The organism is Bacillota bacterium (assembly GCA_030019365.1).
Lineage (GTDB): Bacteria > Bacillota > Sulfobacillia > JACIYH01 > JACIYH01 > JACIYH01.
Genome location: JASEFA010000012.1, coordinates 59,462 through 68,200 on the forward strand (window position 1 = coordinate 59,462; position 8,739 = coordinate 68,200).

At 65.3% G+C, this 8,739-nt stretch carries 12 protein-coding genes; 3 read left to right on the forward strand and 9 right to left on the reverse strand.

The window, feature by feature from the left end:
* The first annotated feature begins 74 nt into the window (after positions 1–74).
* Both QME70_12895 and QME70_12900 read left to right on the forward strand, forming a co-directional pair.
* A complete protein-coding gene (locus tag QME70_12895) occupies positions 75–434 on the forward strand; it encodes a cupin domain-containing protein (GenBank protein MDI6895462.1) in 360 nt (119 codons plus the stop codon).
* Between the two features lie 55 nt (positions 435–489).
* Entirely contained in the window at positions 490–1,239 is a 750-nt protein-coding gene (locus QME70_12900) for a DUF438 domain-containing protein (GenBank protein MDI6895463.1), read from the forward strand.
* 56 nt (positions 1,240–1,295) lie between these two features.
* On the opposite strand, the gene QME70_12905 is transcribed toward QME70_12900, so the two are convergent.
* From QME70_12905 to QME70_12935, 7 genes are all read right to left on the reverse strand, one after another.
* Positions 1,296–1,511, reverse strand: a complete 216-nt coding sequence (locus QME70_12905) for an S-layer homology domain-containing protein (protein MDI6895464.1) — start codon at positions 1,509–1,511, stop codon at positions 1,296–1,298.
* A 23-nt stretch (positions 1,512–1,534) separates the two neighbouring features.
* Positions 1,535–2,461: a glycosyl hydrolase gene (locus QME70_12910; protein MDI6895465.1), complete on the reverse strand. Its 927-nt coding sequence runs from the start codon at positions 2,459–2,461 to the stop codon at positions 1,535–1,537.
* Positions 2,462–2,716: 255 nt separating this feature from the next.
* Positions 2,717–2,944, reverse strand: a complete 228-nt coding sequence (locus QME70_12915) for a hypothetical protein (protein ID MDI6895466.1) — start codon at positions 2,942–2,944, stop codon at positions 2,717–2,719.
* Between the two features lie 71 nt (positions 2,945–3,015).
* Entirely contained in the window at positions 3,016–4,098 is a 1,083-nt protein-coding gene (locus QME70_12920; GenBank protein ID MDI6895467.1) for an HD domain-containing protein, read from the reverse strand.
* A 43-nt stretch (positions 4,099–4,141) separates the two neighbouring features.
* A complete protein-coding gene (locus QME70_12925; GenBank protein ID MDI6895468.1) occupies positions 4,142–4,369 on the reverse strand; it encodes a hypothetical protein in 228 nt (75 codons plus the stop codon).
* Between the two features lie 188 nt (positions 4,370–4,557).
* A complete protein-coding gene (locus QME70_12930) occupies positions 4,558–4,923 on the reverse strand; it encodes a hypothetical protein (GenBank protein MDI6895469.1) in 366 nt (121 codons plus the stop codon).
* Complete coding sequence (locus tag QME70_12935; protein MDI6895470.1) at positions 4,920–5,243, reverse strand: helicase; 324 nt, start codon at positions 5,241–5,243, stop codon at positions 4,920–4,922. The genes QME70_12930 and QME70_12935 overlap by 4 nt, the downstream gene beginning before the upstream one ends.
* Before the next feature lie 513 nt (positions 5,244–5,756).
* Here QME70_12935 and QME70_12940 point away from each other — a divergent pair.
* Positions 5,757–6,008, forward strand: a complete 252-nt coding sequence (locus tag QME70_12940; GenBank protein ID MDI6895471.1) for a 2-oxoisovalerate dehydrogenase — start codon at positions 5,757–5,759, stop codon at positions 6,006–6,008.
* Here QME70_12940 and QME70_12945 read toward each other — a convergent pair.
* Together QME70_12945 and asnB are read right to left on the reverse strand one after the other, a co-directional pair.
* The gene (locus QME70_12945) at positions 5,936–6,280 is read right to left on the reverse strand and encodes a tripartite tricarboxylate transporter permease (GenBank protein ID MDI6895472.1); all 345 of its coding nucleotides are present in this window, start codon (positions 6,278–6,280) and stop codon (positions 5,936–5,938) included. The two genes, QME70_12940 and QME70_12945, sit on opposite strands and share 73 nt — an antisense overlap.
* Positions 6,281–6,463: 183 nt before the next feature.
* Positions 6,464–8,308, reverse strand: coding sequence for an asparagine synthase (glutamine-hydrolyzing) (asnB, locus tag QME70_12950; GenBank protein MDI6895473.1), 1,845 nt, complete (start codon positions 8,306–8,308; stop codon positions 6,464–6,466).
* Positions 8,309–8,739 lie beyond the last annotated feature (431 nt).

Here is an 8,739-nt window from a genome sequence, read left to right on the forward strand (position 1 = left end):
CGCCTACCGTCACCGTCGCCCCGCCACCCTGCTTCCCGAGCGAGCCAAACAAGTACGGAAAGGAGGATACGCTCATGGAGGTCATCAGAATGGAGTCGGTGGAGGCTGCCCGTACCCCCCGCGGGGTCACGGGCCGCAAGCTGGTAGACATCCCCGCCGTCCACGTCATGAACCTCATCCTGCAGCCCGGCGAGGAGGTCCCCTTCCACGTGACGCCGGTGGACGTGCTGTTCTACGTGGTGAAAGGCGAGGGCACCGTCCTCATCAGGGACGAAAGCACCCCCGTGGGGGAGACCGACCTGGCGGTGAGCCCCAGGGAGATCCCCCACGCCCTGCGGGCCGACCGCGGGGAGGCCTTCCAGGTACTGGTGATCAAGACGCCCAGCCCCGCTCACCTGGCGCCCCCAGCCGACAAGGCACGGGTGAGTGGCTGACAGACAATGGTGAAACGGCGCACAGACAGCCCGTGACTTCAAGGAGCGTGCGAAAATGGAGAAAGTCGAACGTCTCACGGAGGTACTGCGCAACCTGAACACTCCCGGCGCGGCCGAGGCCGTGCGGGAGGAGGCCAGGGCGCTCTTGCGGGAGATCAATCCGGCCGAACTCTCCCTGGCCGAGCAGAAGCTGATCGAGGAGGGTGTCGATCCCCAGCAGTTGCGGCACCTGTGTGCCGTCCACCTGGAGGTGCTGGACGACCAACTGCGGGACGTCCGGGGCAGGCTCACACCGGGCCACGTGCTGGACACCTTCTACCGGGAGCACGACGAGATCCTGCACTTCCTGGACCTGCTCGATAGCGTGAACGAACGCATCCAAAAGGAGAAGGAGTACGACCTGGCCAACCCTGCCTACGAGATGCTCCGCCACCTGGCCGAGCACCTGGTGGCGGCGGAAAAGCACCACGCCCGCGAGGAAGAGGTGCTCTTCCCGGAACTGGAGAAGCGGGGTATCACCGGACCGCCGCGCATCATGAGGCTGGAGCACAACGACCTCCGTCCCCGCAAGCACCGCCTGCTCGAGCTGGCCGAGGCCGCGCCCGGGATGGAGTTCGCCCGTCTCCGCGAGGAGCTGGCCCAACTGACCGCCTACGTGGGCTTCCACCTGCGCGACCACATCTTCAAGGAAAACACCATCCTCTACCCCACCGCCCTGGAGGTCATCACCGACGATGCCACCTGGGCCGAAATGAAGTCCAGGTGCGACGCCATCGGGTACTGCTGCTTCACCCCCGCCCATTGAGCGCCGGTGGGCGTCGACAGAGGCCGGTCGATGTTCGCATGCTGGACGCACGCTGTTCAGGGGCATTCGCCGGCTTCTGTCGCCAGCACCACCACCTTCGCCGCCTCACCCCGGGTGGCACCGTCTAGGGGGCGGAAGGCCCCTGAGGGGTCGCCCACCATGATCCCCACGTCTCTGACCGCGGTTACGTATCCCCGTGCCACTCCGGGAATATCCGCTTCATCCCTGAAGCCGCCCGGCCCCCCGGGCGACAGCCTGAGGGCCTTCGCCACCAGGACCGCCATCTCCCACCGTGCTATGGGCTGGTCGGGCAGGAACCCCTGCGGGTAATGGCCACCGGAGAAGAATCTCCAGGCCGCTCGAGGTACCAGGGCAGCGAGACCAGCTCCCGGTACCGTCCCAAGAACGGCTGGTTGTCGGTGAGGCAGTAATTCGACCACCTGTTGTCCGCCGGGTAGCAGGGTGAACCCTGGTCGACACTGTAGTAGAACACCGCTTTCACGCGCGGGAAGCGCAAGGGCAGGTTGCCGTAGAGCATCCCCAGTTGCGACATCCCCCAGGAGGTCACGTCCTCCCCCGTCGTCACGGAACGGTGCGCGGCGCCGATCTCGCAGATCATCACGGGCTTACGGTTAGCATACTTCGCGTAGACATAGTCCAGCTTCTCCAGGGGCGAAGCCAGGCGGCCCTGGTGGTGCACGTATTGCGAGGGCAAGGGTTCTGACGGTCTACCGTTCATGTAGTAGTCACTGTAAAAGTTAAGCCCCACCCAGTCCACGTAGTCGTCGCCCGGGTAATACTGGGCGATGTTGTCTTCGGGGGCAGAGTTGGGGCACCACACCACTGCCACATTATTCGCCTTGCGCGCCGCCCTGGCCACCAGGCGGAACTTCTCGACGAAGACCGCGAGGTCCCCCGACCAAGCCGTCCAGTCTCCGTTCATTTCCGCCCCAAAGCGCAGGAAGACCGGCACCCCCAGCCCAGCCAGATTGCTCACCAGCCCCTGCAGGTAGGGGGCATCAGACACCACTTGCAGCCCCTGTAGCGGTTGCAACGCCACCTGCAGGGCGTACGCTTTGCGCGCAGCGGTTAACGCCCATCCTGGCAGCGGTTGCCCCAGTCCACGTACACCAGAACGGCTGCGTGCCGCCTCCCCCAGGTAGCTCCAGGCCCGGGCCTCTTCCGCGTACGCCCGGACCGCCTGTTCGTACCGGCCCAGCATGTCGCAGGTCCGGCCAATCTTCCGCCAGAACGTCCCCAGACGGAGAAGGCCAGTCTCGTCGCCATACTTCTCTTCTATGGCGATGATCTCTCGCCACAGGGGTAAAACCCCAGGCTGTGGGCCGCCCGACCCTCCACCCGCTCCGGATGGTGAGTTTCCTCTCCGCTGAACGTAATGGTTCCTTCCTGGCCCAGATCAGCGGGGATTTGCGCTCAGCCACTGAGCGGCGTCCCGACGGCGCCACCGGCCGAGACGTCACTCGCGGAAGTTCCCGAGGCGGCGGGCCACTTCCGTGATGCGCCCCCCCAGGTATCGGGCCACGGCCAGATTCACCTCTTCCGGCTCGTTGGTGGCTACGGCTCCGTAGTAGGAGCCATAGCGGTCCAGGCCTTCGACCGAGGCCGGGATGCCGACCAGGATCATGCCGTGGGCGAGGAGGGGGGGAATCATGGAGAGGAGGGCTGCCTCCTTACCGCAATGCACCAGCCAGATAGCCCCGGGCCTGACGGTCGACTGTTACGAGGGACCGCTTGCGCGCGACGTCTGTCTCCCGGTCAACCCAGCGTACCCGAGTAAAAGAGTTCCAGGAACACTTCCGCCAGCGCGGGGTCGAATTGACTGCCCGCGCCCTCACTGATGTTCGCAGCCGCCCGTTCCGGCTCCATGGCCCCACGATAAGGCCGGCTGGAAGTCATGGCGTCATACGCATCGGCAACGGCGATTATCCGCGAAGCGAGCGGGATCTGATCTCCCCCCAGCCGGTCCGGGTAACCGGTCCCGTCGAAGCGTTCGTGGTGGTGCCGGACGATCCTGGCAACCGAGTCCAGATACGGCAGGGAGGCCACGATTCTCTCCCCGATCAATGGATGCTCTCTGATGTGGCTCATCTCTTCGTCGGCTAGCTTCCCGGGCTTGCTCAGCACAACATCCCGGATGCCCACTTTGCCGATGTCGTGGAGTTGCGCAGCAACCGCTACCTCCTTGCTCACCCGGCTCACCCCGTAAAGGTGCTCGGCCATCTTCACGGCTAGCTCGTACACCCGCAGGGAATGGCCCTTCGTATACGGGTCCCTGGCCTCCAGCACGGTCACCAGACTGACCAGCGACGCCATGACCGCATCCTCGAATTCCCGCCTCGCCTGCTCGAGCTTCTCCTCCAGGCGCAGAGTGTAAGTCAACCGCTCCTCTTCGGCCCTCACCCTCTCGGTGATATCGGCCGTGACCACCATCGCTCCCAGGTGATTGCCACTTTCGTCGCGCAGCGCCACGTACGTGTTCTCCCACCGCCGGTCCCGCCGGGTGTCCACCACCATGCGCCGGAAAGCAGCGCCCTCCCGGCCGCGCAGGAAGGCAAGCGCCCGCTGCACCTTCTCGCGCGACTTCTCGGGATGGCAAAGCAGCACGTGCTTCCCCATTATCTCGCCGGCCCGTATGCCCCGCGTCTCCTCCGCCGCCCGGTTGGCAAGAACTATGCGATCCTGCCCGTCGACCAGGATAACCCCGATCGGCAGAGCGGCAAGCGCGGCCTCAAGAAGAGCAGTATCGCAACACGCCACAGCCGTCCCCCCCCAACCCCCAACCATAATATCGCGCACCCGCTCTATGCCCGCGATGAGCAGGTCAGGGGTCTCGCGCACTTTCGCAGCACGTCCGATGCCTCAGCCAGCCACCTCTGCCAGATCACACACGCAGGCGCTCCTCGCCCGTCACACGGCACCGGGATGGGCCCGCATGGCCCACCGGCTCCTTCCACCACTCAAGCAGCCGCCGCTCAAGCTCGCTGAGGCCAGGGTTCGCCTTCACGAAACGGTCGATGAAGGTGTCCCCGTTCCGGAACCGGTGCCAGTGTATGAACCAGTCCGCACAGTCCACCTCGTCGATGGGGACGTCCCTTCGCCGTATCCTCAACTCCGGGCACCATCCTACCCCTCCCACGCACCTGCCCGCTGCCGGCGCACACCCGCACCGCAAACGGATTCGACGGGGACGAGCCTTCTCCCCGTGCGCCCGGCGTCCGACCGCGCTCTCTGGCCCCCGGACGGCCACCGTGCCTTACCTTCCCGATGCCATCACCGGCGTTCACCACCGAGGCTGCCTTAAATCTCCTTCCAGTCGGGGATCACTCGGGCAAACTCCTCCTGAAAGGCGGGACGGTGCTGGTTCTCCCCCTTCACCTTCTTCGCAAAGGCACGCCACCTCTCCGGCTGCCCGAGGACGTCCACCCACGTGTGGCGGAGCTTCAGGACTACCCGGGCGTTGTGCGCGTATTCCTTCCGGGAGCCAGAACAGCTCAGGCTCCCCAGACCCGTCATGTAAAAGGCCAGCACTTGCTCGGGATACCGGGTTTCCAGCTGCTCCGCCGCCCGAAGGGCGGAGTATCCGCCATACCAATCGCGGGGATACCTCATCCCGGCCAAAATGCCCACCGCCACGTCGTACTCCTTCCGCACGAGATGGATCATGAGGCGCTGCTCGAGAGGCACCCGCTCAAGCGGTAGCCCTTCAGCCGCTTCCCGTACATGCGGACGAGCACCGGGACGTGGACGTCAGCGTAGTCATAGATCATCACCACCCGCTTGCCTTCGTGCAGGCGGTGCAGCCTGCCCGCGTACTGCTGGAGGACCGCCCGCCAGGAAACAGGCATGGCCAGAAACAGCGTGTCCAGCCGGGCGTCGTCGAAACCTTCGCCGATGTACCTACCGGTGGCGACCAGCACGCGCTCCTCGCCGTCCGGGACACCAGCCACCTGCTCGGCCACTTCCCGCCGCTGCCTGGCTCCCATGCCACCCCGCAGCACGAAGACGTTCCGGATTGGGCCAGCCAGCCTCCCGGCAAGATAGTCCGCGTGGTCCTTCCGCTTAGTCAAAAGGAGCGGGGAACGGCCGTCGCGCACCCGAGCATTACCTTCGGGTTGACATCGATCCGATCCACGAGATCCCCCGCAGCCATGTCGTGGACCTCCAGTATTCCCGCAATATGCGAAACCTTTAGTGCCCCGCGCGCCAGGCATCACCGCATGGTCTGGCCATGCTTCATTATACCCCGCCCGCGTCCGCCATCCAGTGCATCGGGAGATAGGTTTACTCGGGCACCACAACCTCAAGACGCCCTTCCGCTGTCGAAGTCGGGCTCCAAACGAGCAGAGGGCCGACAGGCCGACAGCCCACCGGCATGACCCCGCGTCGGACAAGCAGCACAGCGTTGCCATCCGGCCAACTCAGCGGGATAATAGGTTCAGGAAGGGCCTGTGGCATCATACGCTAGCCCCGCACCATAAGCAGGAGGAGGCGGTTGCGTGGATTCCGAGATCGTATTCCTGGTGGAGGAATCCCCCGAGGGCGGCTACCAGGCGCGCGCGCTTGGCTACTCAATCTTCACCGAGGCGGATTCCCTCGCGGAACTCAAGGAAGCCGTGCGCGATGCTGTCCGCTGTCACTTCGACGATGACCAGGACCGCCCGCGTGTGATCCGCCTTCACTTTGTCAGGGACGAGGTCCTCGCGCTGTTCCCAACTCGCCCGGTTCCGGCATACTGGTCAATTCCGTGAGAGAGCTCCCTGAAGACCTCTCCGAAGGCAAACAGTCCCACCAGCGCAGGGACAAGCTCAAAACCACTTACTAGGTCGGCACTTCCGAAAGTAAGACGCGGTACGCCGGTCTGGGGGTCGGCACCAACTGTCGCCACCAGCAACCCCAGCACCACACCCCCCGACCCTTTCGGCTTCGCTGCCGCACTCGAGCGCTCGGACCCACGGAAGTGGCAGCAGCTCGCGCCGGCATGGGAACGGAAACTCGCTCGGGTCGAAGTTCTCCCACACATACGCGTCAGAATCTCCCGCCTGGGGCTGGTCACCGCCCGGCCCTCCAGATAGCTTCACGGCTCCCCGCTTAACCGGCTCAGCCCTGAAGCGGATTGACGTCACCCGTGATTGCCGCACTCGGGCGATGCAGGATATAGGGCCGTCCCGCAACCGGCTCGACCCTGGCACCCTCCGCGCTGTCGTTACCGGATGGCCACGCGGTACTCTCTCAGCCAGACATCCAGCTGCACCAGGTAGGCAAGCAGTTGTGGCCCGCTCATCAGCTGCCCGAACCACGGCAGCTCAAATGTCTCTACCTCCGAAGTGGCAAACTGGCGGACCGCCTGCAGGTCGACCAGAGGCAGGAGAGGCGACGAAGGATCCTCCAGGATACGCAGCACCCGCTCCCGCACACGGGCCAGGTACATGGGGTCGTGGGTCTTGGGGTATGGGCTCTTCGGTCTGGCCAGCACGTCAGCCGGCAGTATGTCTGCGAGGGCTCTGCGCAGTACGCCCTTTTCCCGCCCGTCGCAACACTTCATCGACCAGGGGACGTTCCACACATACTCCACCAGCCGGTGGTCACAGTACGGCACGCGAACCTCCAGCCCCACCGCCATGCTCATGCGGTCCTTCCGGTCAAGGAGGATGGGCATGAACCGGGTCAGCGTGAGGTACAGCACTTCCCGCATCCGGGCGGAACGGGGGTCTTCCCCGGGCAGCCCGGGCACCTCCTCGAGGGCTTCCTGATAACGGCAAGCCAGGTACCGCTCCGGGCGCACGTAGCCGAGGATCTCAGGCGAGTACAGGCGCGTGCGCCGCTCGAGCATGCGTACCCAGGGAAAGGTCCCGGAATTGAGGTCTTCTTCTCGGCGGAACCACGGATATCCACCGAACAGTTCGTCCGCGCATTCCCCCGACAGGGCCACAGTGGCTTCCCGCCTCACTTCCCGGCACAAGAGGTAGAGGGATGCGTCCACATCAGCCATCCCGGGCAGGTCGCGGGCGCAAACCCCCCGGGAAAGGGCATCGGCCAGGGAAGCGCTGTCTATCAACACCACCCGGTGGCGGGTGCCCAAGAACCGCGATACGCGGGCTGCCCAGGGTCCGTCCGTGTCCGGCTGGAAAGCGCTCGAGTGGAAGTGGCGGTCGTTGCCCGCGTAATCCACCGAGTACGAGCGGAGCGGCTCCGAACCCGCACGCGACAGCTCACCGGCGGCAAAGGCCGTTACCGCACTGGAGTCGACACCGCCGGAGAGAAGCGTGCAAACGGGCACGTCGGCGACGATCTGACGCCGGACGGCGTCCTGAATAAGCTCCCGTATCCTCCCCGCGGTCGCAGGGAGGCCGTCCTCGTGAGGGCGGCTTTCCAGGAACCAGTAGCGGTGCAGGCGCGACCCCCGGCGCCCAAAGAAAAGCCAGTAGCCGGGTTTCAATTCGCAAACCCCCCGGAAGACCCCGTGCCCCGGGGTCCGGGCCGGGCCCATGACCAGTACCTCAGCCAGACCCTCGGCATCCACTTCCGGCTCGACGGCGGGGTGGGCGAGCAGAGCCTTCAGCTCGGAGCCGAAGATGAGGTCGTTCCCCCGCCGAGCGTAGAAGAGGGGCTTAACCCCCAGGCGATCTCGGGCCAGGAAGAGGCTCTGGTCGCGGTCGTCCCATATGGCGAAGGCAAATATGCCGTTGAGGCGCTCGACGCATCGCGGGCCCCACTGCATGTACGCGGCGAGGAGCACCTCCGTGTCCGAGTGCCCCCGAAATGTCCAGTCCATCGCCTCGAGTTCCCGGCGAAGTTCCGGTGTGTTATAAATCTCTCCGTTGTACACGATTACGGCGGTACGCGTGCCGCGGTGCCGGACCATAGGCTGGGCTCCCCCCGCCGGATCAACCACCGCCAGCCGCCGGTGAGCCAACCCCACATGCTCCGAAAGCCAGACGCCGGAGTCGTCAGGCCCGCGGCAAGCAAGCGTAGCTCCCATTCTTTCCACGATGTCCCGATGCCGGGTCAAATCCTGGTCCCAGTCCACCCAGCCGGCAATCCCGCACATGAACGATCCCCTCCGCTCCTCCGAGCCCTGTACATGGTAGGGCAAGAAAGGGAGAGGCGGTGCCTGTCTGTGGCAGCTTCCCTGACGCAGCGGCCTCGCGGCACTTGCCCGGACCAGCACAAGAAGGCACGTACAGGCAGGGAGGAGGGGCCATAGCATGAACCGGGGCGCCCGCGGGTGGCCCACCCCCTCTCACGCGAGCTGGCTCCCCCGGCGAAACTTAGTGGGGCCTACAATGTCACGCTGCATCCTCGCGTCGGCGCCCTGGAGGCCCCCGTCCACTCAACCACCGCCGTCACCGGCAACGGCATCGGACAGAGGGCCCCGCCGCCGTTCCGCTGGCCCGACCATGCAGCTAAATAACCTCCAACTCCTCGCCTACCTTTGCGAAAGCGGCCAGGGCAAAGTCCAGGTCCTCCCGGGTGTGGGTA

Coding starts and splice junctions, on each gene's coding strand:
- QME70_12895 (MDI6895462.1), top strand. CDS start 75: ATGGAGGTCATCAGAATGGAGTCGGTGGAGGCTGCCCGTACCCCCCGC.
- QME70_12900 (MDI6895463.1), top strand. CDS start 490: ATGGAGAAAGTCGAACGTCTCACGGAGGTACTGCGCAACCTGAACACT.
- QME70_12910 (MDI6895465.1), bottom strand. CDS start 2,461: ATGCTGGGCCGGTACGAACAGGCGGTCCGGGCGTACGCGGAAGAGGCC.
- QME70_12930 (MDI6895469.1), bottom strand. CDS start 4,923: ATGATCCATCTCGTGCGGAAGGAGTACGACGTGGCGGTGGGCATTTTG.
- QME70_12935 (MDI6895470.1), bottom strand. CDS start 5,243: ATGGGAGCCAGGCAGCGGCGGGAAGTGGCCGAGCAGGTGGCTGGTGTC.
- QME70_12945 (MDI6895472.1), bottom strand. CDS start 6,280: ATGTGTGGGAGAACTTCGACCCGAGCGAGTTTCCGTTCCCATGCCGGC.
- asnB (MDI6895473.1), bottom strand. CDS start 8,308: ATGTGCGGGATTGCCGGCTGGGTGGACTGGGACCAGGATTTGACCCGG.